We start from the raw sequence: 21,040 nt of genomic DNA, 5'->3' as shown, positions 1-21,040 counted from the left end.
GGCGCGTCGCCTTCGCGAAAGCGACATCTTCCCGCCGCGCTGCAGGGGGCATCTGTCGCTTTCACGACCGCTCCTGGTGCCGCTCTCGGGAAAGCGACAACGTGCCGCTTCCCGGCGCGCTGCGCGCGCTCCCAGCGACCGTTGGTTGAGTGGATGCACAGGTCCGGCAGCACCACGAGCACCACCACCCGTCGAGGAGGACGCGATGGCGATCGACCGCAGACTGTTCCTGCTCGGGGGAGCGGGGGTGCTGCTCCTCGCCGGGTGCTCCAGCCGACCCGAGCGGACCACCGTCGAGGACTGGCCCACCGACCCGCCCGAGGGTGACGTCACGATCAGCTGGTGGGCCGGGCAGGTGGCCTCGAAGGACGGCGGGGACCTCCGGCGACGCCTCATCGCGGAGTTCCAGAAGGAGCACCCGAACATCCGGGTCCGCATCGTCAGCGCGCCGAGCGACACCGACACGAACCGGACGAGCCTCACGACCCAGATCGCTGCGGGCAGCCCGACGCCGGACGTGTACCTCGGGGACGTCGCGTGGCCCGGGCAGTTCTCGAAGAACAAGCTCGCGACCCCGGTGAACCGGCTCGTCGGAGAGGACTTCTTCGACCAGTTCCCCGAGGGCCTGCGTGCCGCGGCGAGCGTCGACGGCACGTACTACATGTTCCCGCTCTACATCGACGAGTCGTTCTTCCTGTACCGCAAGGACCTCCTCGACAAGCACGGCTTCCAGGTCCCGCGCTCGTGGGAGGAAGTCCGCGAGACCGCAGCGAAGCTCGTCGACACGGGCGACGTCAGCTACGGGTTCGCCTTCCAGGGTGACGTCTACGAGGGCCTCACGTGCAACGTCACCGAGTTCGTCGCGGACGCCGGCGGCTCGTTGCTGAACGACGACCTGACGAAGCCGGAGACGACCAGCTCGGAGACGAAGCGCGCGTTCGAGTTCATGCGTTCGCTCATCACCGACGGCGCCAGCCCCCGGGCGACCCTGACGTACCAGGAGCAGGACACGAACGACGCCTTCTCGGGTGGCCGCGCGGCGTTCCTCCGCAACTGGTCGTACGCGTGGGGCATCGCGAACGGCCCGGACTCCGCCGTGGCGGGCAAGGTCGGGCTCGCCGCACGCCCGACGTTCGACGGACAGGACGAGCACCACTCGACGATCGGCGGGTGGGGGAACTACATCAACCCGCACACGCAGCAGCCCGCCGCGGCGCTGACGTTCGCGAAGTGGATGTCGAGCGAGACCGCGCAGCAGTTCCTCACCCGTGAGGGCGGCGTGCTCCCCGCCCGGTCGGCGTCGCTCACGAGCCAGGACGCGAAGCGGCAGAACCGTCCGACCTACGACACCGCCGCGGGCATCACGCTGGTGCCCCGCCCGACCTCGACGGCGTACTACCCGAAGGTCTCGCAGGGCGTCTACCAGAACGGCAACAGCATCCTCGGCGGCCAGGCGTCCGTCGACGGCGGCACGCGCTCGATGGCCTCGGCCATCTCGCTCGCCCTGGCCGGTGAGGCGCTGTGAGCGCCGGCACCGCGACGCGGGGCGGTTCCCGCGGACCGGCCGGCGGTCCGGCGCTCCGGCCTGGAGGCACGGGTCGCCGTGACGGGTACCGCCCGACGAGCGCGCGGTCGCGCATGGAGCGTGTGCGCGCGCGGGGCGCGTGGGGCTTCGCGGCCCCCGCGCTCCTGGTCGTCGCCGCGGTCACGATCTTCCCGGTGGTGTACTCGATCGTCCTGAGCTTCGCGGACGTCGAGGTCGGCTACGAGGGCTTCTCGATCCAGTCCTTCGGGCTCGGCAACTACGCGGCCCTGCTCCAGAGCGCCGACTGGTACCGGGCGCTCGGGTTCACGGTGCTCTACACGGTCGTGACGGTCTTCGTGGAGCTCGTCCTCGGCATGCTCGTGGCCCTCGTGCTCGAACGGCTCGGGGCGACCCGCGGCTGGATGCTCGCGCTCATGCTGATCCCGTGGTCGCTCGTCACGATCGTGAACGCGCAGCTCTGGAAGTACGTCTACGACTCCACGTACGGCGTCGCGACGTGGTTCTTCGGGCTGTTCGGGGACGCCCCGGTGATCCTCGGCGAACCGGTCCCCGCGATCACGGGCCTCATGGTCGCGGACATCTGGAAGACGACACCGTTCGTGGCGATCATCCTGCTCGCGGGCCTCGTGCAGATCTCGGAGGACCACTACGAGGCCGCCGAGCTCGACGGCGCGAACACGTGGCAGACGTTCTGGCGCGTGGTGCTCCCGCAGCTCACCCCGACGCTGACGATCGCCGTCCTCTTCCGCATCCTGCAGGCGTTCGGCGTCTTCGACCTGCCGTTCGTGCTGACGAACGGCGGACCGGGCACCGCCACGCAGTCCCTCGCGATCATGGGCTACAAGGTGCTCTTCCAGGACATCAACATCGGCCCCGGCGCCGCGATCGCCACGAGCACGGCGGTCATCGTCGCGGCGGGCTGTCTGCTGTTCCTCCGGGCCTTCCGGAACCAGGCGAAGGGAGGGGACTGATGCCCCGCACACGTGTCCGCAAGGGCTGGCGCAAGTGGGTCAACACCGTCAACGTCAGCGGTGTCGTCATCGCGGTGCTCACCGCGCTGCCGCTGTACTGGCTCGTCACGACGGCGCTCAAGCCCGCGTCGGAGATCTCCCGGAACCCGCCGACCGCGTTCCCGCAGTCGATCACGTTCGACAACTTCGTGGTGGCGTTCCGCGACAACGCCCTCGGGCAGTACATGGTGAACAGCGTCATCGTGTCGGTGTCGACGACCGTGATCGTGCTGGCGCTGTCGTTCCTCGCCGGCTACGCGCTCGCCGGGCGGTGGATCAAGGGCCGCACCGCGATCATGACGTCGCTGCTCATGCTGTCGGTGTTCCCGGCGATCGCGGTCCTCACGCCGCTGTACCTGCTCGAGCGGAACCTCGGCCTGCTCAACTCGTACCCGGGGCTCATCGTCCCGTACGTCGCGTTCAACCTGCCGTTCGCCATCTGGATCATGCGGAACTACCTGCAGGGCATCCCCTCCACGATCGAGGAGGCCTCCGAGATCGACGGGGCCGGCGCCTGGCGCACCGTGCTCAGCGTGATCCTGCCGATGGCGAAGCCGGGCCTCTTCACGGTCGGGGTGTTCACCTTCACGGCGTCGTGGAGCGAGTTCCTCATGGCGCTGACGTTCAACAGCGAGAACTCGTTCCGGACCATCCCGGTCGGGATCGCGCTGTTCGGCACGCAGTTCACCGTGCCGTTCGCGCAGATCTTCGCGGCGAGCGTCGCGGCCACCGTGCCGATCGTCATCCTCGTCCTGGTGTTCCGTCGTTCGATCGTCTCGGGCCTCACCTCCGGCGCGGTGAAGGGCTGAGGTCGCGGGGTTACCACCTGACGGACGGGAGCGCGCCCCGCTCGGCGGCGACGCGAAGCGTTGCGCGGGGCGCGCCGACCGAGCCTGCGAGGGAGGAGGTCGGATCCGACCCGGGCCTCCCGTCCGTCAGGTGGTGCCGCTGATCAGCGGCGACGCGCGTCGCGCGCCGTGTCGCGGAAGAAGTCGTCCGGGGTCGACGGCGCCTCGCGGAGTTCGCCGTGCTTCCAGCGACGACGCATGCCGCGGATCGTCTCGATGCGCACCGGTTCGATGCCGGGCTCGGTCTCGTACGCGCCCATGGGGAGCTCCTCGATCGTCGGCGGTGCCGAGGCGGTCGCCCCGACCGTGCCGACGGTACGTGCCCGTGACGGTGGCCGACCGGTCAACTAGGTAGCAAAGTTACCTTGTTGCGTATGCTGGACAAACGGTCTGGGAGTGTCTGCAGACGCCCGTACTCTGCCGTCAGGCGCCCGGGGATCCGAGGTCGATCGCCGCGACGACGCGGTCGACGATCCGCACGAACCTGGCGCGCTCCCGTTCCGAGAAGGAGGCCATGAGGTCGTGCAGGTGCTGGTTCGTGCCGTCCATCGCAGCGGCGTACGCCCCGCGTGTGGCCTCGGTCAGTTCGATGCGGCGACTGCGTCCGTCGTCCGGGTTGGGGACCCGGCACAGGTGACCGGAGCGCTCCAGGCGATCGACGAGTCCCGTGACCGCCGGTCCTGTCAGGCCGAGGTGCGTCGCGAGGTCCTTGACCCGGACCGTCCGCTCCGCGGTCTCGGCGCGGGCCACGAACTGGATCACCGTGAGGTCGCCCTGCGAGACCTCGAGTCGCTCGCGCAGTCGTGCGCGGAGCGCAGCCACCGCACCCTCGAGGCGGGTGAGCGCGCCCAGCAGGTCGAGGTCGCTCATGCGGAGACCCCCTCACTGCGGATCGACTCCGCGCAACTGTACGCTGCGGTCACCGGACAACCGTATCCGGATAGCGCGATCGAGTGCGCATCCGGGACAGGGGCTTCCGGAACAGGGCGGCGCTCGGCGGTGACCCGGTGAGCGAGGCGTTCCTCGAGGACCAGCCCGTCGAGGCCGTACGGTTCGAACTCGCCGGCGACGAGCCGGCCGCGGCCGTCCGCGATCTCGGTGGCGTCTACGGCGGTGACGCCTGGGTCGCCCGTGGTGGTGACCGCGGGTTCTCGTACCGGTACACCGTCGTCGGCGACTCCGAGGTGTCCGTCCGGCGCTCGCAGCTGACCGGCGCGATCCGCGGGCCGATGGCGCCGTCGGACGAGTACGTCGTGGGGTGGCTCACGGAGGGCCACACCGAGCTCGACCTGGCCGGCGACGCCGTCGAGATGCGTCCGGACGTGCCGGTGCTGTACCCGACCGACAAGACCTACACGTTCGCCGCGTCCGACTACGACCAGCGTCTGGTGCACTTCGACCGGGCCTTCGTCGAGCGGGTGGCGGCCCAACACCTCGACCTGGGCGACCGGCCACTGCGGTTCGACCACCTCGCCGAGCCGGTGCCCGAGGCCGTGCGGTCCTGGCGTGTCGCGATCACCGGGCTCACCCGGGCGTTGCGGGCCGCCGGACCCGACAGTGACGCCTGGCGCACCGCGAAGGAGTCCGCTGCCCGGGTCTTCCTCGAGATGTTCCCGCCGCACCTCGACCGGCTGCCCGCCGTCCTCGGGCTGCCGAAGAACGCCCGGCTCCGTGCCGCGGTCGAGCACATCCACGCGCACGCCGCCGAGGACGTCACCGTGGCCGAGCTGTCGGCGGTCGCCGGACTCAGCGTGCGGTCGGTGCAGGAGTCCTTCCGTCGGGTGTTCGACGTCTCCCCGCTGACGTACCTCCGCCAGGTCCGGCTCGACCGCGTGCACGAGGAACTCCTCGCGCTCGATCCGCAGGTCGGAGCGGTCGGCGACGTCGCCCGGCGGTGGGGGTTCGCGCACCTCGGTCGGTTCTCGGCGTCGTACGCGGAGCGGTTCGGCGAGTACCCGAAGCAGACGCTGCGGCGCTGATCGGAGGCGTCCCGTAGCGTTCGCTGCATGACCACCACCGTGCTCGTCGCCGGCGCCACGGGCGACCTCGGCCGTCGCATCGTCCGCGAGCTCATGGGCCTCGACGTCCGCGTCCGCGCCCTCACCCGCGGCGGGGCGGCCGCCGACCGCGTGCCCGCCGACGAGCGCGTCGAGGTCGTCACCGCCGACTACGCCGACCACGCCGCGCTCGTCGAGGTCCTGCGCGGCGTCGACGTCGTCGTGTCCGTGCTGAGCGGCACCCGGAAGGTCGTCGTGGACGCGCAGCGCGCCCTGCTCGACGCCGCGGTCGAGGCCGGTGTGCCGCGGTTCGTGCCGTCGGACTACTCCGCCGACTACCGGAGCGTCACGCCGGGCACGAACCGGAACTTCGAGCTCCGACGCGAGTTCGCCGCGGTCCTCGACGCCGCGCCGATCCGGGCGACCTCGGTGCTGAACGGGGCGTTCGCGGACATGCTCACCGGGCAGGCGCCGCTGGTCCTGTTCGATCGACGGCGGGTGCTGGCGTGGTCGAGCGCCGACCAGCCGCTGGACTTCACCACGAAGGACGACGTCGCGCACGTGGTCGCCCGGGTCGCCCTCGACCCCGATGCGCCGCGGTTCGTCGAGGTCGCGGGGGACCGGGTGACGTCGCGGAGCCTCGCGGACACCATGTCCCGGCTCACCGGGCTCCGCCACCGCGTGCTCTGGGCGGGGACGACGGGGTCGCTGTCCGCGATGGCGAGGGTCGGGCGGCGGCTGTCCCGTGACGACGACGAGCCGTTCCCCGCGTGGCAGGGCATGCAGTACTTCGTCACGATGTTCAGCGGCGAGGGCGAGCTCCGCAACCTCGGCGGCGAGCGGTACCGGCCGGAGCGCTGGACGAGCGTCGAGGACGTCCTCGCGGAGCACCTCGGGGTCTGACGCCGGGTCGGTCAGCGACCGGCGAGCCGCTGGTTCGCCGCGCTCGCCGCGGCAGTCATCCGGACGAGGAACGCACGGACGGTGCGGAGCTCGGCGGCGTCGGTGTCGCGGACGGTCGCGGCGAACTCCGCGCCCGCCGCGGCCAGGAACCGCCGGGTCTCCTCGCGGGCGTGCTCGGTCGGGCGGAGGGTCACCCGGCGACGGTCCGACCCCTCGCGGTGACGACCGACGTGCCCGGCGGCGACGAGCCGGTCGACGAGGATCGACGTCGCCCCGGTCGTCATGCCGATCCGGCGGGCGAGTTCGGCGGGGGAGAGCGGGTGTCCGCCCTGCTCGGCCCAGACCACCTGCCCGAGGGCGTTCGCGTCCGATCCCGGCAGCCCCGTCCACGTCGCGAGGTGCCGGTTCAGTTCCTCGAACGCGACGGCCCAGTCGCGGAGCGCGTGCATGGCGCCGACCTCGTCGTCGGACCAGTCGACGGACAGCGGGTCGAGCGGGGACACAGGCACCTCCAGGCGGTGATCGCTTTACTGTAAAGCGATCACCGTAGACGATCAGCGCAGACGATCAGCGCAGACGATCCGCGCTCCGACGAACAGGGAAGCACATGCAGCAGCACGCACTCGTCTCCGGGGCCAGCATCGCAGGCCTCTCCGCCGCCTGGTGGCTCACCCACGCGGGGTGGCGGGTGACCGTCGTCGAGCGAGCGCCCGCGTTCCGCGACGGCGGGCAGAACGTCGACGTCCGCGGTGTCGCGAAGGAGGTCCTCGACCGGATGGGCCTGGTCGAGGCGGTCCGCGCCCGCAACACCACCGAGACCGGCACGGTCCTCGTGGACGCCGACGGCTCCGTCCGGGCGGAGCTCCCCGACGGCGGCGGGGACGGCGCGACCGCGGAGCTCGAGGTGCTCCGTGGGGACCTCGCGCACGTGCTCCTCGACGCGCTGCCGTCCGACGTCACGATCCGGTACGGCGAGACGATCGCCGAGGTCACGGACGACGGCGCGTCGGTCACCGTGCGCACCGACGCCGGGACGGCGCTCGTGGCCGACCTGCTCGTCGTGGCCGAGGGCGTCCGGTCGAGCACCCGGTCGCTCGTGTTCGCGGAAGACGAGGTCGAGGCGCGGGACCTCGGCGTCGCGATGGTCTTCGGGACGATCCCGCGGGAGCCGTCGGACGACGACCGCTGGCGCTGGTACAACGCCGTCGAGGGACGGCAGGTCCACCTCCGACCCGATCCCCACGGCACGACCCGAGCGATCCTGGCCTGCACGAACGACGACGACCTCGCTGCGCTCCCGCGCGACGGGGCCCTGGCCCGGATGCGCGAGCGGTACCGAGGTGCGGGGTGGCAGACCGAGCGCGTGCTCGACGGGTTCGACGCCTCCGACGACGTGTACGTCGACCAGCTCACGCAGATCCGGATGCCGCGCTGGGCCCGCGGCAGGGTGTGGCTCGTCGGGGACGCCGCGTGGTGCGTGACGCCGATGGGCGGCGGGGGAGCCTCCCTCGCACTGACCTCCGGGTACGTCCTCGCCGCGTCGCTCAGCACGCACGACGACAGCGCCGCGGCCGCCACGGCGTTCGACGAGTGGATGCGTCCGCTCGTGTCCGACGTGCAGGACATCCCGAAGGGCATCGTACGGTTCGCCTACCCGCAGACGCGCCTCGGGCTGGCGCTCCGGCACGTGGTGGACCGCGCGATCACCCTTCCGGTGTTCGCACCGATCACGGCACGGCTGACGCGGGTCGCCGAGACCGAGCAGCCGTTGCCGCCGCTGCGGACGACCGCCCAGGGGTGACGGCCCGGGCCAGACGGCTCAGGAGCGCGGCGGGTCGGTCCGGAGGCGCTTGGCCTCCGGCTCCTCGGAGTGCGAGGACGCGGCATCCACGAACCGACCGCCACCCACCGCCGCCGTCCGCCGCACGAGCTCGTTGACGAGGTCCTCGTCCTCCGGCTCGAGCTCGTCGTCGGGAGCGGTCTCGACCATGACCTGCGACGCCGGTCCGAGCAGCAGCTCCGCGTTCACCGCGGTGCCGCTGTCGTCCGCCGTCGGGATCTCGACGATGTCGGTCGTCCCGTTCTCGCCGAGGGCCGCGGCGTACGCGAGCACCGCGTCCGCGATCGCGTCGCCGGTCATCACCTTGTTGTCCCCGTACACCACGTACTTCACCCGACCGAGCCAACTCCTCGGCGCCGGGATTGTCCGGAGTGCGCAGTCGCAGCGGGGTGTCGGGCGGTGCCGACAGAATGAGCGGTGCATGACGACGGACGCCGAACCCCTCATCCACGTCGACCGCCACGGACTCGACATCGACGAGGCGGTCGCGTTCTACGAGCGCGTGTACTCGAGCGAGGACATCAGCGTCGGGCGGTCGGGTGACGAACGGTTCACCTGGCGCTTCCGCGCGGTCGGTGACGACGAGGTCGTCGTGGGGACGAGTTCGGTCGATGCGCCGCGGTGGGGGACCATCGGGCAGGCGCAGAGCTACGTCCTCGCCTGGACGACCCGCCCGGGCCTCGCCGTCGACACGGCCGGCCGCGACCCCATCGTGATGGACCCGGGTGTCCCGGTGATGTGGCCGTCCGGTCGCGACGTGGCCTTCGACGGGGCGCCGACCACCCTGCACACCGTGCGCTTCGACGCCCCGTTCCTCGAGTCGGTGGCCGCGGCGCAGCGGCACTCCGTGCCGGGTCCGCTCCGGTTCTCGGTGACGGCCGACCCCGGCGAACTCGACCACCTGCGGGCCGTCATCGCCTCGGCGGCACCGGAGCTCCTGCGCGCCGACACCGCGCGCGGTCGACGTGCCGCCGTGAACATGCTCGTCGCCGAGGCGGTGGTCGACGCGTACGAGGTGACGCCCCAGCTCGACCTGGAGCTGCACGAGGGGCCGGCCACGATGCGGCTCGCGCAGGAGTGGATGGTGGCGAACGCCCACCGGCCGATCACCAGCACGGACGTCAGCCGGGTCGCGGGCGTCAACGCGCGGAGCCTGCAGGCCACGTTCCAGCGGCACACGGGCACGAGTCCCATGGCGTTCCTCCGGCAGGTGCGGCTCCACCGGGTCCGGGCCCAGCTCGTCGCCGGCGACCCCGCCGAGACCACCGTCGCGGCGATCGCGGGCACCTGGGGCTTCGGGCACCTGGGCCGGTTCGCGGGGTACTACGCGGACACGTTCGGCGAGCTCCCGTCCGAGACCCTCCGGCGCCGGACCCGCTGACGCACCTCGCCGGCGCGACCTGCGCGCGCGCCCAGACCGGCGCGACCTGCGCGCGCACCGCGGCCGGCGCGACCAGCACGCGCACCGCGGCCGGCGCGACCTGCACGCGCGCCGCGGCCGGCACGAGCGCCGCGACCGGTTTCAGTGGGTCGGGGCGGGCCCGGTGCTCTGCCGCACCCGGAGCGTCGTCGGGAGCCGCACGTGGTCGGAGGTCTGCTCGCCGCGGAGCATCGCGAGCAGCATCTCGACCGCACGCGACCCGAGCTCGACCAGCGGCTGCGCGACCGTCGTCAACGGCGGCGTCGTCGTCGCGGCCTGCGGGACGTCGTCGAACCCGACCACCGAGAGGTCCTCGGGCACCCGGAGCCCGAGCGCCGCGGCCGACCGCAGGACGCCGACGGCCGACGAGTCGTTCGCCGCGAACACCGCGGTCGGACGATCGGGGCCGGACAGCAGCGCGAGGGCGACCTCGGCGGACCGGTCCTCCTGGTAGCCGCCGTCGCGCACGAGCGACTCGTCCACCGTCAGCCCCGCGGCGACGAGTGCCCGTCGGTACCCGGCCTCGCGGAGCTGGGCGGACGCCAGGTCCGGTCGCCCGCGGAGGTGTGCGATCCGCGTGTGCCCGAGTGACACGAGGTGCTCGACGGCCTGGGCGGCCCCGCCCTCGTTGTCGGAGTCGACCGTGGCGTGGCCCTCGGGTCCGGTGTGCGGGTCGATGGCCACGACGGGGATGGACGAGGCCGACAGCGCGGTGCTCGGCGTGACGACGATCGCCCCGTCGATGAGCGTGCCGGACAGGCGGGAGAGCGAGCGACGTTCCCAGCCCTTCTGCTCGGCCCCGGTCACGAGTCCGGCGTAGGCGAGGAGCTCGTAGCCCGTGCCCGTCGTGGCACCGGACACCCCGCGCAGCAGCTCGGTGGAGAACGGCTCGAACTCGGTCACGAGGATGCCGACCACGCCGGTGCGCGAGCTCCGGAGGCTCCGTGCGACGAGCGAGGTCTCGTAGCCGAGCTGCTCGACGACCTCCTGCACGCGGAGGATCGTGCCCTGGGCGACGCCGTCCCGCTGGTTGATGACCTTCGACACGGTCGGGATCGAGACGCCGGCCGCCCGCGCGACGTCCGCGATGGTGACCCGGCCGGCGCCGGGGCGTGCGCCGATCGCCGTGTCCATCTGCACACCGTACCGCCGCTGGAGCCGCCGATCGGTAAAGAAAACGTTATCGATAACGATTGACAAGCCGCAGGACGCCCTGGCACGCTCTCCGCAGAGGCGGCAGTCGATGTCGCTGCGAGTCAACGACGACACAACAGGAGTTCCACGATGACGAGGAAGATCCGTGCCGCGGCAGCCATCGCGCTGATCGGGGCGACAGCACTGACCGCCGCTGGCTGTTCGGCAGGCAGCGACGCGTCGAGCGACGGCGGGAAGGTCACGATGACCTTCTGGCACAACTCGACCACCGGCCCGGGCAAGGCGTTCTGGGACACGACGGTGAAGGACTTCGAGGCGAAGAACCCGAACGTCACCATCAAGATCCAGGCGATCCAGAACGAGGACCTGGACGGCAAGCTCCAGACCGCCCTCAACTCGAACTCCGCCCCGGACGTCTTCATGCAGCGCGGCGGCGGCAAGATGGCCGCGATGGTCAACGCCGGCCAGGTCATGGACATCTCCGACTCCATCGGCTCGAACGCCGAGAGCGAGATCAGCAAGGGGTCGTTCAAGGCCTTCGAGCTCAACGGCAAGACCTGGGCGATGCCCACCAACGTCGACCCCGAGGGCATCTGGTACAGCAAGGACCTCTTCGAGAAGGCCGGCATCGACGGCACGCCGACCACGATCGACGAGCTGAACGCGGACATCCAGAAGCTCAAGGACAAGGACATCCAGCCGGTCGCGGTGGGAGCGAAGGACGCCTGGCCCGCCGCGCACTGGTACTACAACTTCGCGCTCCGCGCCTGCTCGTCGAGCGTCCTCACGAAGACCGCGCAGGACCTCAAGTTCGACAACGCGTGCTGGAAGCAGGCGGGCGAGGACACGAAGGCGTTCTTCGACACGGAGCCCTTCAACGACGGCTACCTCACCACCTCGGCGCAGCAGGGCGCCGGCAGCTCCGCCGGTCTCATCGCGAACCACAAGGCCGCGATGGAGCTCATGGGCGCCTGGGACCCGGGCGTGATCTCCTCGCTCACCCCGGACGGCAAGCCGCTGTCCGACCTCGGCTTCTTCCCGTTCCCGGAGGTCTCCGGCGGCAAGGGCGAAGCGGGCTCGATGATGGGCGCCGTCGGCGGACTCTCCTGCTCGGCACAGGCTCCGAAGAAGGCGTGCACCGACTTCCTCAACTTCGTGACCCAGAAGAGCGTCCAGGAGAACTACTACAAGGCGTTCAACTCGATCCCGGCGAACCAGTCGGCCCAGTCGGTCGTCACCGAGCCGTACCTGAAGACCGTGCTGAAGGCGTACAACGACGCCCCGTTCGTGTCGAACTACCTCGACACCCTCTACGGCCAGAACGTCGGCAACGCGCTCAACACCAGCGTCGTCAACCTCCTCGCCGGCAAGGGGTCCGTCTCGGACATCGTGTCGACCGTCAACCAGGCCGCAGCGAAGGGCTGACGCATGACCACCTCCGTCGCACCGCGCTCGAACGAGGCGCGGTCCGGGACGGGGCGTCGCACGGGCGGGGCCGACGGTACGCCGTCGGCCCCGGCCCGCCGGGTCCGCAAGGGCACCGACGTCCGAACCCGGGTCGAGATCGCCGTCCTCGCGGGCCCCGCGGTCATCATGTTCGTCGGGTTCGTCATCCTGCCCGTCGTGCTCGCCGCCTACTACGGCTTCTACAAGTGGCAGGGCTACGGCGCCCCCGTCGACTTCGTGGGCCTGCAGAACTACAAGGTCATCTTCACCGACCCGGACTTCCGGGCCGTCCTCTGGCACAACCTCTTCATCGTCATCGGCTCGCTCCTCGTGCAGGGGCCGATCGCGATCATCCTCGCGCTGCTGCTCAACCAGCGCATCCGCGGCCGCGGACTCATCCGCGTCCTCATCTTCCTGCCCTACGTCATCTCCGAGGTCATCGTCGGCACCGGGTGGAGCCTCATGCTCCAGTCGAGCGGCGCGGTGAACGACCTGCTGCAGTCGCTCGGCCTCGGGTTCCTGCGCAACGACTGGCTCTCGAACCCCGACATCGCGATCTGGACCCTCCTCGGGATCATCTCGTGGAAGTACATCGGCTTCGCGGTGATCCTGTTCCTCGCCGGCCTGCAGAGCATCCCCGAGGAACTGTTCGAGGCCGCGCAGCTCGACGGCGCGAGCTACTGGCAGATCCAGCGGCGCATCACGCTCCCGCTCCTCGGCCCGACACTCCGCATCTGGGCGTTCCTGTCGATCATCGGATCGCTCCAGCTGTTCGACCTCGTCTACATCATCTGGGGCCAGTACATCGCCTCGACCGCCGGCACCTCGACGATGGCGACCTACATGGTCGGCAACGGGCGGCTCTCCGGCAACTACGGGTACGGCAACGCCGTCGCCGTGGTCATCTTCCTCATCTCGCTGGTCGTCGCCCTCGTCTACCAGCGGTTCGTCCTGCGCCGCGACACCGCCGGCGCCCTGACCGAGAAGGGCGACCGATGACCGCCACCGCCTCCATCGTCGCGCCGAAGCGGCGGCCTCACGACAGCCGTCCCGTCAAGCGCGAGCGCAACCTCGGCACGTACTTCATCGCACTGCTGTTCATCGCCGTGTGCGTCGGCCCGGTCGCGTACATCGTGCTCGGAGGGTTCCGCACCAACTCGCAGATCACGGCGAGCCCCGCCGGCCTGCCGAACCCGTGGCAGATCGGCAACTACGTCAACGTCCTCACGAGCGGGGTGTTCTGGCAGCAGCTCGGCAACTCCGTCGTCGCGGGTGTCACCACGACCGTCGGCGTCGTGGTGCTCGGGCTCATGGTGAGCTTCGTCCTCGCCCGCTACCGGTTCCGCGGCCGCGAGGCGCTCTACTCCCTCTTCGCCGCCGGCCTCATGTTCCCGATCACGGTCGCGATCACGCCGCTCTACATCCTGGTGAAGGACCTCGGGCTGACGAACAACCTCGCCGGCGTGATCCTGCCCCAGATCGCCTTCGCGCTGCCGACGACGGTCATCATCCTCGTGCCGTTCCTCCGGGCGATCCCGGACGAGCTCGAGGAGGCCGCCGCCATCGACGGGGCGAGCCGCATCGGGTTCTTCTTCCGCATGGTCGTCCCGCTGTCCCTGCCCGGCGTCGTGACGGTCGGCATCCTCGCCTTCATCGGCAGCTGGAACAGCTACCTCCTACCGCTGTTCATCCTCAACGACGCGTCGACCTACACGCTGCCGCTCGGCGTCCAGGCGTTCGCGTCGCAGTACTCGGTCGACACGGCCCGGGTGCTCGCGTTCACGTCGCTCTCGATGATCCCGGCCCTGGTGTTCTTCGCGATCTTCCAGAAGCGCATCGTCGGCGGTCTCACCGGGGCGGTGAAGGGGTGAGCACGTTCGGCCCGACGACGGAAGCGACGGACGGCTCGACTGCGGAGGACGGCACGGTGACCACGGACGGCCAGGAGGCGCGCCCTGCGTCGACGACGCCCGTCGCCACCGCGACCGGTGACGGACGCCAGGCGCGTGGCGGGCCCGCACCGCGCCTCCAGTCCGAGGCCACCCACCTGACGGACGCGACCGCGTCCGACCGCGTCACCACCCTGCTGGCCGCGATGACGCTCGAGGAGAAGACGGCGCAGCTCGTCGGCTACTGGCTCGACCAGAACGGCGTCGTCGCCCCGATGCAGGGCGAGATGGCCGCCGCGCAGCACGGCACCACGCTCGCCGAGATCACGCGGCACGGCATCGGCCAGTTCACCCGCGTCTACGGCACACGGCCCGTCGAACCAGACGAGCGTGCGGCGTGGCTGTGGGCCGAGCAGCGTCGCCTCAAGCGTGAGACCCGTCTCGGCATCCCGGCGCTCGTGCACGAGGAGTGCCTCACCGGGCTCGCCGCGTGGAAGGCCGCGACCTTCCCGACCCCGCTCGCGTGGGGTGCGGCGTTCGACCCGGAGCTCGTCGAGCAGGTCGGCACCGCGATCGGCGACTCGATGCGCGAGCTCGGCGTGCACCAGGGCCTCGCGCCCGTCCTCGACGTCGTCCGCGACCCGCGCTGGGGGCGGGTCGACGAGTGCATCGGCGAGGACCCGTACCTCGTCGGCACGGTCGGCACGGCCTACGTCCGCGGGCTCCAGGCGGCCGGGGTCGACGCGACCCTGAAGCACTTCCTCGGGTACTCGGCGTCGCAGGCGGGGCGGAACCACGCGCCCGTGCACGCCGGACCGCGCGAGGTCGCCGACGTCTTCCTGCCGCCGTTCGAGATGGCGCTGCGCGACGGCGGCGCCCGGTCGGTGATGAACTCCTACGCCGAGGTCGACGGGGTGCCGGTCGCCTCCGACCCGGCGCTGCTGACGGACCTGCTGCGGGACGGGCTCGGCTTCGACGGCACCGTCGTGGCCGACTACTTCTCGGTCGCGTTCCTCGAGGTCATGCACGGCGTCGCGGCCGATCGTGGCGAGGCCGCCGCGCTCGCCCTCACCGCCGGGATCGACGTCGAGCTGCCGACCGGGGACGCCTACCTCGGGCCGCTCGTCGAGCGCGTCCGGTCGGGTGCGGTGGACGAGGCGCTCGTCGACCGGGCCGTGCTCCGGGTCCTGCGGCAGAAGGAACGGCTGGGGCTGCTCGACCCCGACGCGTTCGAGGACGACGCGCCGACCGGTGTCGAACTCGACACCCCGCGGCACCGTGCCCTCGCCGGGGCGCTCGCCGCGCGGTCGCTCGTGCTGCTGTCGAACGAGCGCGTGCGCGGAGCCGCTGGCATCGCGGCCGCTGCTGGCGGCGCGGCCGCTGCTGATGGCGCGGCGCCCGTCCTCCCGCTCCCCGCAGGCGCCTCGGTGGCGGTCATCGGCCCGAACGCCGACCGAGCCGAGGCCCTGCAGGGCTGCTACTCCTTCGCGAACCACGTGCTCGCCGCCCACCCGGACCTGCCCCTCGGGTTCGCGATCCCCACCGTCCGCGAGGCCCTCGCCGACACCCTCGGCTCCGCCGCGGTGCGGTTCGCCGCCGGCTGCTCGGTCACGGGCGAGGACCGCTCCGGCATCGCCGACGCGGTCGCGGTCGCACTGGCCTCGGACGTGGCGGTCGTCGTGGTCGGCGACCAGGCAGGGCTCTTCGGACGCGGCACCGTGGGGGAGGGCAACGACACCGAGTCGCTCGACCTGCCCGGCGTGCAGCGCGAGCTCGTGGAGGCCGTCGTCGCCACCGGCACCCCGACCGTCATGGTGCTCCTGACCGGCCGACCGTACGCGATCGGATGGGCGCTCGACGGACCTGGACCCCGACCGGCCGCGGTCGTCCAGGCGTTCTTCCCCGGTGAGGCCGGCGGCACCGCGATCGCTGACCTGCTGACGGGGGTGACATCCCCGTCCGGCCGGCTGCCGGTCACCCTGCCCCGATCCGCGGGCGCGCAGCCGTACACCTACCTGCACCCGCGGCTCGGCGGGCCGTCCGACGTCACGGCGGCGGACTCGACGCCCGTGCGACCGTTCGGCTTCGGCCTCGGGTACACGTCGTTCACGTACGAGGACCTCGTCGTGGACGGGTCCGTCGCGACCTCGGGTGCGTTCTCCGTCGAGGTCACCGTCCGCAACACCGGCGACCGTGACGGTGAGGACGTCGTGCAGCTCTACGGCCACGACGTCGCCGCGTCGGTCACCCGGCCGCTCGTGCAGCTGCTCGGCTACACGCGGGTCGCGGTGCCCGCAGGGGGAGCGGTGCGGGTCCGCTTCGACGTGCCCGTGCAGCGGTTCGGGTTCACCGACCGCGCGATGCGCCGGGTCGTCGAGCCAGGTGACGTCGAGGTGTGGGTCGCGTCGCACGCGGGGGCGTCCCGGCCGGGAGGCACGGTGCGCGCCGACGGGATCGTCGCGGTCGGGCGCGGAGCGGGTCCGATCCCCGCGCCCGGTACCGCGACGGACCGTGCGGTGGTGCGCGTCACCGGCCCGGTGCGCGAGGTGCTGCCGGCCGACAGACGGGTGGTGACCGCAACGGTGCGCTGAGGCGCTGCTGATCGCGGCAGCCCGGCCCGCGCCATCGCGGCGTTCGCACGACCGGAGGCACCCCGAACCGCGCTGCCTCGTGGTTCGGGGTGCCTCCGGTCGTGCAGCGGTGCGGTGCGGGTCAGGCGGAACGGCGGAGCGTCTCGCGGGGGTACTCGCCGTGCTGCTGGTGGTAGGTCGCCGAGAAGCGCCCGGCGTGCCCGAAGCCCCAGTGCTTGGCCACCTCGGCGATGCTCGTGGTCGCCGGGTCGCCTCGGAGCAGGTCGTCCCGGACGCGGTCGAGGCGCACGCGGCGGATGTAGGCGTTCGGTGAGCAGTCGAAGGTGCGCTGGAACGCGTGCTGCAGCGCGCGGAGGCTCAGCGACGCCACCTGGGCCAGGTCGGTGCTCGTGATCGGCAGGTGGCAGTGCTCGTGGACGTACTCGACCGCCCGTCGCAGGTGCGCGTTGCGGGGGAGCAGCAGCTCGTTCGGCAGCGTCGCCGACACCACCGGGTAGAGCTCGAGCAGGGCCAGCGCACCGAGCCGTCCCATCTCCGCCTGGAGCAGCGGCGACGCCTTCCCGTCGAGCACCGTGTGCGAGATGAGCTGTACCGCGTTCCGCCAGACCTGCAGCGCCCGGTCGTCCGGACGCACCCGGTGGTCGAGCTGCAGCGACTCCGGGTCGGAACCGCGCTCGCCGGCGACCTCGCGGAGCGCCGAACGGTCCACCTGGACGAGCCGCTGGTCGTAGTCCCGGTAGTCGAACCCCGCACCGCTCTGCGGCCACAGCTGCGGTCGGCCGGGTTCCATGACGATCGGTTCCTCGCCCGGCGGGGTGATCGTCGCGCGGCCGCGTGTCGTCCACTGCACCATGTGGTCGTCGGACCGGGACATGGTGCCGGACAGGTGGCCGTCGAACCGGATCGTCCGCAGGGTCATCGCGGCGTCGCCGACGGCCCGGAACCGGAAGCCGAACGGTTCGTCCGTCCGTTCCGCCCGCCACTCGCTGCCGGCGTACTCCTCCGCGAGGAGGTCGCGCGCGACGTCGAGGTCGTCGCTCTGCGAATCGACCTGGACTCGGGTTGGGGTGGGGTGGGTCATGGGGCTACCGGTGCAGCCTGCCCGTCCGCCCGACTTCTGTCCGCGGAGCGCCGAAAGCGGCCAGTGGACTGCACACCCCAGTCCGGGGGCAGGACGACGGTCTGCCCCGGGCCAGGTTCGCCGTGGTCCGTTGACCGCCGAGGTGCCCACGTCCCATGATGGGGTCGTCCGAACCGAGGGGAGTCGCCCGTGCCGGAACGATCAGATGCGCTGTCCGCCGAGGAGCGGAAGGCGATCCGTGTCCGCGCGGCCGAGCTGAAGAAGCGCGAGGACGGCGACGCTGCCGTCCGCGCGATCATCGGCGACATGACCCCGGGCGAGCAGGAGATCGCGCTCCGCATCCACGACGCGATCCTCGAACGGGTGCCCCAGTTGCAGCCCAAGCCGCGTTACGGGCAACCCGCGTACTACCGGGACGGCAAGGTCGTCTGCTTCTTCATGGCCGCGTCGAAGTACGGGACCACGTCGTGCACCTTCGGCTTCGACGACGCCACGCTCGTCCAGGACGGCGGCGTGTGGCCGAGCGCCTACGGGATCACGGCCCTCGGCGACGAGGACGAAGCGCGGCTGCTCGCGCTCGTCGAACGCGCCGTGGGGTGACGCCTGATCGGCCCGGCTGAGCGGTCACGGGCCTCCCGGTCGGCGGTCACGGCCGCTGCGTGGCCCCGCTCCCGCTGAACGCCTGCTCGTCGGGCGCCACGTCCTTCTGCACCGCGAACTGGGTGCGGTGCAGTTCCTCGTAGCGGCCGCCGACGGCGAGGAGCTCCTCGTGCGTCCCCCGTTCGACGATCGTGCCGTCCTCGACGACGAGGATCTGGTCGGCGCTCCGGATGGTGGAGAGCCGGTGCGCGATGACGAGCGCCGTCCGGGCCTCGAGTGCTTCGCCGAGCGCTGCTTGCACCGCCGCCTCGGACGTCGAGTCGAGAGCGGCGGTGGCCTCGTCGAGGATCACGACCCGGGGTTGCGCGAGCAGGAGCCGGGCGATGGTCATCCGCTGGCGCTCGCCGCCGGAGAGCCGGTACCCGCGCTCACCGACCATGGTGTCGAGCTGGTCCGGCAGCGACCGGACGAGCGGCTCGAGGCGGGCACGACGGACGGCGTCCCAGACCTCGTCGTCGGTCGCGTCCGGTCGTGCGAGGCGGAGGTTCGACCCGATCGTCTCGTGGAACAGGTGACCGTCCTGCGTGACCATGCCCATGGTGGACCGCAGGGACGCGAACGACACGTCGCGGACGTCCGCACCCGCCAGACGGACCGCGCCGGAGTCGACGTCGTAGAGGCGCGACAGCAACTGCGCGATCGTGGACTTCCCGGCACCCGACGTGCCGACGAGCGCGACGGTCTGCCCCGGCTCGATCCGGAAGGAGACGCCGTGCAGCACCTCGTCGCCGCCGCGGGTGTCGAGCGTCGAGACCTCCTCCAGCGAGGCGAGGGAGACCTTGTCCGCCGACGGGTAGGCGAACCGCACGTCGTCGAACTCCACCGCGACCGGTCCGTCCGGCACGGCGACCGCATCGGGCTTCTCCTGGATGAGCGGCACGATGTCGAGCACCTCGAACACGCGCTCGAAGCTCACCACTGCGCTCATGATCTCGACCCGGGCGTTCGCGAGACTCGTCAGCGGCACGTAGAGACGGGTGAGGAGGAGTGCCAGCGTCACGACGTCACCCGTGTTGAGCTGCCCGCCGAGCGCCAGTGCCCCGCCGAGGCCGTACACGAGCGCGAGCGCGAGCGCGGCGACGAGCGTCAGCGCCGTGACGAACACGAACTGCAGCATCGCGGTGCGGACCCCGATGTCGCGGACGCGTGCGGCACGGACCCGGAACTCCTCGGACTCCTCGTCCGGCCGCCCGAACAGCTTCACGAGCGTGGCGCCCGGCGCCGAGAAGCGCTCCGTCATCTGGGTGCTCATCGCCGAGTTGTGGTCGGCGGCCTCGCGGCGGAGCGCGGCCAGGCGGGTGCCCATGCGCCGCGCCGGGACGAGGAACAGCGGCAGCATGACCACCGCGATGACCGTGACGAGCCACGAGGTGCTGAGCATCACGATCAGCGTCAGCACGAGCGCCACGAGGTTCGTGACGACGCCGGACAGCGTGCCGCTGAAGGCCTGCTGGGCGCCGATGACGTCGTTGTTGAGGCGGCTGACGAGCGCACCGGTCCGGGTGCGGGTGAAGAACGCGATCGGCATCTTCTGGACGTGGTCGAACACGGCCGTGCGGAGGTCGAGGATCACGCCCTCACCGATCCGTGCCGAGTACCAGCGCGTCAGGAGCGAGGCACCGGCGTCGGCGACGGCGACGAGGGCGATCACGACGGCGAGCCGGACGATCGTGCCGACCTCGCCGCGAGCTGCGATGACGTCGACCACCTGCCCGGCGAGCACCGGTGTCGCGACCGCGAGGAACGCCCCCACGACCGACAGGGCGATGAAGACGACGAGCTTCCACCGGTACGGCACCGCGAACGTCATGATCCGCCGCAGTGAGGCGCGGGAGAGCCCGTGCTTCCCGTCCTTGGCGGTGGAGATCTTGTAGAGCGAGCTCCAGGCGGCGCCTTCCATGCTCATGGTCGTTCCTCCCTCGGCCGGCGCTCCGTCCGGGCAGCACCGGGGTCCGGGCAAGGATACGGCTCGGCACCGACGTCGCCGGCCGGATCGAGTCGTCCACGGCGGCCCGCGACGGCCCCCTCGACCACGTCGCGCACCGTCCGCTCGACGGACTGCTCCGCGGTGTCGATCCACCAACCGCGGTCACCGAACCCGGAGCGCATCGAGCGCCGAAGCCCCTCGTGGTCGTCGAAGTCGAAACGGTCCGCCGCAGGCCGCTGGGCGTTCCTCGCGCGACAGACCGCTCCACCGGGGTCGAGCACCACCAACGACACCGGTACCGCGGGCAGGTGTCCCAGCAGCCGGTCAAGGTGGTCCGCGTCCGGCACGACGCAGTCGATCACCGTCGAGAACCCGGCCCGAGCGAAGTTCGCGCTCAGTGCGCCGACGTTGCGGTAGCAGAGGTCCACCTGACGAGCGGCCTCGTCGGCCGGTTCGCCCAGCGCCCAGACCGCACCGGACACCAGCATCGCCTGCAGGTCGTCCGCCGCGACGCGTGCAGCGTGGTGCAGTGCGCCGGCGAGTCCCCGGCTGACGGTCGACTCCCCCGAACCCGGCGAGCCGGTGACGATCCAGATGCTCGCAGCCGTGTCGACGCCCATGCCTCGAGTGTGCACCGGTCGACCGGCACCCGAGGCGGACCTGCGACGCCGGATGTCCACGGAACGGCACCGCAGCCCGCCCGGACATCCACCTTTCGACGACGTCG

General features: G+C 71.5%; 20 protein-coding genes. 12 read left to right on the top strand and 8 right to left on the bottom strand.

Translation table 11 applies throughout. The features are described from left to right. Window positions 1–205: 205 nt before the first annotated feature. The 3 genes from QPJ90_RS01245 to QPJ90_RS01235 are packed head-to-tail and all read left to right on the top strand — an operon-like array spanning window position 206 to window position 3,365. A complete protein-coding gene (locus QPJ90_RS01245; protein ID WP_290132662.1) occupies window positions 206–1,525 on the top strand; it encodes an ABC transporter substrate-binding protein in 1,320 nt (439 codons plus the stop codon). Next, on the top strand, window positions 1,522–2,517 hold the full coding sequence (locus QPJ90_RS01240) for a sugar ABC transporter permease (RefSeq protein ID WP_290132661.1): 996 nt from the start codon (window positions 1,522–1,524) through the stop codon (window positions 2,515–2,517). Before QPJ90_RS01245 ends, QPJ90_RS01240 begins: the two co-directional genes overlap by 4 nt. Continuing rightward, the gene (locus QPJ90_RS01235; RefSeq protein ID WP_290132660.1) at window positions 2,517–3,365 is read left to right on the top strand and encodes a carbohydrate ABC transporter permease; all 849 of its coding nucleotides are present in this window, start codon (window positions 2,517–2,519) and stop codon (window positions 3,363–3,365) included. Before QPJ90_RS01240 ends, QPJ90_RS01235 begins: the two co-directional genes overlap by 1 nt. Window positions 3,366–3,508: 143 nt before the next feature. Here QPJ90_RS01235 and QPJ90_RS01230 read toward each other — a convergent pair whose 3' ends face one another. Together QPJ90_RS01230 and QPJ90_RS01225 are read right to left on the bottom strand one after the other, a co-directional pair. Next, on the bottom strand, window positions 3,509–3,664 hold the full coding sequence (locus QPJ90_RS01230; protein WP_290132659.1) for a hypothetical protein: 156 nt from the start codon (window positions 3,662–3,664) through the stop codon (window positions 3,509–3,511). A gap of 163 nt (window positions 3,665–3,827) precedes the next feature. Beyond that, entirely contained in the window at window positions 3,828–4,274 is a 447-nt protein-coding gene (locus tag QPJ90_RS01225; RefSeq protein ID WP_290132658.1) for a MarR family transcriptional regulator, read from the bottom strand. Window positions 4,275–4,357: 83 nt separating this feature from the next. Here QPJ90_RS01225 and QPJ90_RS01220 point away from each other — a divergent pair, with 83 nt between their 5' ends. Continuing rightward, window positions 4,358–5,383, top strand: coding sequence for a helix-turn-helix domain-containing protein (locus tag QPJ90_RS01220; RefSeq protein WP_290132657.1), 1,026 nt, complete (start codon window positions 4,358–4,360; stop codon window positions 5,381–5,383). 27 nt (window positions 5,384–5,410) lie between these two features. Then, a complete protein-coding gene (locus QPJ90_RS01215) occupies window positions 5,411–6,304 on the top strand; it encodes an NmrA family NAD(P)-binding protein (protein WP_290132656.1) in 894 nt (297 codons plus the stop codon). Window positions 6,305–6,315: 11 nt separating this feature from the next. On the opposite strand, the gene QPJ90_RS01210 is transcribed toward QPJ90_RS01215, so the two are convergent. Next, window positions 6,316–6,807 carry a MarR family winged helix-turn-helix transcriptional regulator gene (locus QPJ90_RS01210; RefSeq protein ID WP_290132655.1) on the bottom strand — a complete coding sequence of 164 codons (492 nt, stop codon included), beginning with the start codon at window positions 6,805–6,807 and terminating at the stop codon, window positions 6,316–6,318. Between the two features lie 104 nt (window positions 6,808–6,911). On the opposite strand from QPJ90_RS01210, the gene QPJ90_RS01205 reads away from it, so the two are divergent. Further along, on the top strand, window positions 6,912–8,105 hold the full coding sequence (locus QPJ90_RS01205; protein ID WP_290132654.1) for an FAD-dependent monooxygenase: 1,194 nt from the start codon (window positions 6,912–6,914) through the stop codon (window positions 8,103–8,105). 18 nt (window positions 8,106–8,123) lie between these two features. Here the strand turns inward: QPJ90_RS01205 and QPJ90_RS01200 are convergent, their stop codons facing one another. Further along, window positions 8,124–8,477, bottom strand: a complete 354-nt coding sequence (locus tag QPJ90_RS01200) for a hypothetical protein (RefSeq protein ID WP_290132653.1) — start codon at window positions 8,475–8,477, stop codon at window positions 8,124–8,126. A gap of 88 nt (window positions 8,478–8,565) precedes the next feature. Between QPJ90_RS01200 and QPJ90_RS01195 the strand changes: the two genes are divergently transcribed. After that, entirely contained in the window at window positions 8,566–9,525 is a 960-nt protein-coding gene (locus tag QPJ90_RS01195) for a helix-turn-helix domain-containing protein (RefSeq protein ID WP_290132652.1), read from the top strand. Window positions 9,526–9,666: 141 nt separating this feature from the next. On the opposite strand, the gene QPJ90_RS01190 is transcribed toward QPJ90_RS01195, so the two are convergent. Next, the gene (locus QPJ90_RS01190; protein ID WP_290132651.1) at window positions 9,667–10,698 is read right to left on the bottom strand and encodes a LacI family DNA-binding transcriptional regulator; all 1,032 of its coding nucleotides are present in this window, start codon (window positions 10,696–10,698) and stop codon (window positions 9,667–9,669) included. A gap of 150 nt (window positions 10,699–10,848) precedes the next feature. Between QPJ90_RS01190 and QPJ90_RS01185 the strand changes: the two genes are divergently transcribed. The 4 genes from QPJ90_RS01185 to QPJ90_RS01170 all read left to right on the top strand — a co-directional run bounded on the left by QPJ90_RS01185 (window position 10,849) and on the right by QPJ90_RS01170 (window position 16,645). Then, window positions 10,849–12,144, top strand: a complete 1,296-nt coding sequence (locus QPJ90_RS01185) for an extracellular solute-binding protein (protein WP_290132650.1) — start codon at window positions 10,849–10,851, stop codon at window positions 12,142–12,144. A gap of 3 nt (window positions 12,145–12,147) precedes the next feature. Then, window positions 12,148–13,164, top strand: a complete 1,017-nt coding sequence (locus tag QPJ90_RS01180) for a sugar ABC transporter permease (protein WP_290132649.1) — start codon at window positions 12,148–12,150, stop codon at window positions 13,162–13,164. Beyond that, entirely contained in the window at window positions 13,161–14,036 is an 876-nt protein-coding gene (locus tag QPJ90_RS01175) for a carbohydrate ABC transporter permease (protein WP_290132648.1), read from the top strand. Before QPJ90_RS01180 ends, QPJ90_RS01175 begins: the two co-directional genes overlap by 4 nt. A 224-nt stretch (window positions 14,037–14,260) precedes the next feature. Beyond that, window positions 14,261–16,645 carry a glycoside hydrolase family 3 N-terminal domain-containing protein gene (locus QPJ90_RS01170; protein WP_290134138.1) on the top strand — a complete coding sequence of 795 codons (2,385 nt, stop codon included), beginning with the start codon at window positions 14,261–14,263 and terminating at the stop codon, window positions 16,643–16,645. A 121-nt stretch (window positions 16,646–16,766) separates the two neighbouring features. Here the strand turns inward: QPJ90_RS01170 and QPJ90_RS01165 are convergent, their stop codons facing one another. Next, window positions 16,767–17,726, bottom strand: coding sequence for an AraC family transcriptional regulator (locus tag QPJ90_RS01165; protein ID WP_290132647.1), 960 nt, complete (start codon window positions 17,724–17,726; stop codon window positions 16,767–16,769). Between the two features lie 189 nt (window positions 17,727–17,915). On the opposite strand from QPJ90_RS01165, the gene QPJ90_RS01160 reads away from it, so the two are divergent. Beyond that, window positions 17,916–18,326: a DUF1801 domain-containing protein gene (locus QPJ90_RS01160; protein ID WP_290132646.1), complete on the top strand. Its 411-nt coding sequence runs from the start codon at window positions 17,916–17,918 to the stop codon at window positions 18,324–18,326. Window positions 18,327–18,372: 46 nt separating this feature from the next. Here the strand turns inward: QPJ90_RS01160 and QPJ90_RS01155 are convergent, their stop codons facing one another. Both QPJ90_RS01155 and QPJ90_RS01150 read right to left on the bottom strand, forming a co-directional pair. Continuing rightward, window positions 18,373–20,292: an ABC transporter ATP-binding protein gene (locus tag QPJ90_RS01155; protein ID WP_290132645.1), complete on the bottom strand. Its 1,920-nt coding sequence runs from the start codon at window positions 20,290–20,292 to the stop codon at window positions 18,373–18,375. Further along, on the bottom strand, window positions 20,289–20,933 hold the full coding sequence (locus tag QPJ90_RS01150) for an AAA family ATPase (protein ID WP_290132644.1): 645 nt from the start codon (window positions 20,931–20,933) through the stop codon (window positions 20,289–20,291). Before QPJ90_RS01150 ends, QPJ90_RS01155 begins: the two co-directional genes overlap by 4 nt. Between the last annotated feature and the right edge of the window lie 107 nt (window positions 20,934–21,040).

It is taken from the genome of Curtobacterium sp. 458, assembly GCF_030406605.1.
In the GTDB taxonomy this organism is placed as follows: domain Bacteria; phylum Actinomycetota; class Actinomycetes; order Actinomycetales; family Microbacteriaceae; genus Curtobacterium.
This window is presented reverse-complemented; position numbering and strand designations above follow the sequence as displayed.

Excerpts from the sequence above, each read along its gene's own strand:
- QPJ90_RS01155 (WP_290132645.1), bottom strand. The coding sequence starts at position 20,292 with ATGAGCATGGAAGGCGCCGCCTGGAGCTCGCTCTACAAGATCTCCACC.
- QPJ90_RS01165 (WP_290132647.1), bottom strand. The coding sequence starts at position 17,726 with ATGACCCACCCCACCCCAACCCGAGTCCAGGTCGATTCGCAGAGCGAC.
- QPJ90_RS01175 (WP_290132648.1), top strand. The coding sequence starts at position 13,161 with ATGACCGCCACCGCCTCCATCGTCGCGCCGAAGCGGCGGCCTCACGAC.
- QPJ90_RS01180 (WP_290132649.1), top strand. The coding sequence starts at position 12,148 with ATGACCACCTCCGTCGCACCGCGCTCGAACGAGGCGCGGTCCGGGACG.
- QPJ90_RS01195 (WP_290132652.1), top strand. The coding sequence starts at position 8,566 with ATGACGACGGACGCCGAACCCCTCATCCACGTCGACCGCCACGGACTC.
- QPJ90_RS01190 (WP_290132651.1), bottom strand. The coding sequence starts at position 10,698 with ATGGACACGGCGATCGGCGCACGCCCCGGCGCCGGCCGGGTCACCATC.
- QPJ90_RS01150 (WP_290132644.1), bottom strand. The coding sequence starts at position 20,933 with ATGGGCGTCGACACGGCTGCGAGCATCTGGATCGTCACCGGCTCGCCG.
- QPJ90_RS01235 (WP_290132660.1), top strand. The coding sequence starts at position 2,517 with ATGCCCCGCACACGTGTCCGCAAGGGCTGGCGCAAGTGGGTCAACACC.
- QPJ90_RS01185 (WP_290132650.1), top strand. The coding sequence starts at position 10,849 with ATGACGAGGAAGATCCGTGCCGCGGCAGCCATCGCGCTGATCGGGGCG.
- QPJ90_RS01245 (WP_290132662.1), top strand. The coding sequence starts at position 206 with ATGGCGATCGACCGCAGACTGTTCCTGCTCGGGGGAGCGGGGGTGCTG.
- QPJ90_RS01170 (WP_290134138.1), top strand. The coding sequence starts at position 14,261 with ATGACGCTCGAGGAGAAGACGGCGCAGCTCGTCGGCTACTGGCTCGAC.
- QPJ90_RS01215 (WP_290132656.1), top strand. The coding sequence starts at position 5,411 with ATGACCACCACCGTGCTCGTCGCCGGCGCCACGGGCGACCTCGGCCGT.
- QPJ90_RS01205 (WP_290132654.1), top strand. The coding sequence starts at position 6,912 with ATGCAGCAGCACGCACTCGTCTCCGGGGCCAGCATCGCAGGCCTCTCC.
- QPJ90_RS01225 (WP_290132658.1), bottom strand. The coding sequence starts at position 4,274 with ATGAGCGACCTCGACCTGCTGGGCGCGCTCACCCGCCTCGAGGGTGCG.
- QPJ90_RS01230 (WP_290132659.1), bottom strand. The coding sequence starts at position 3,664 with ATGGGCGCGTACGAGACCGAGCCCGGCATCGAACCGGTGCGCATCGAG.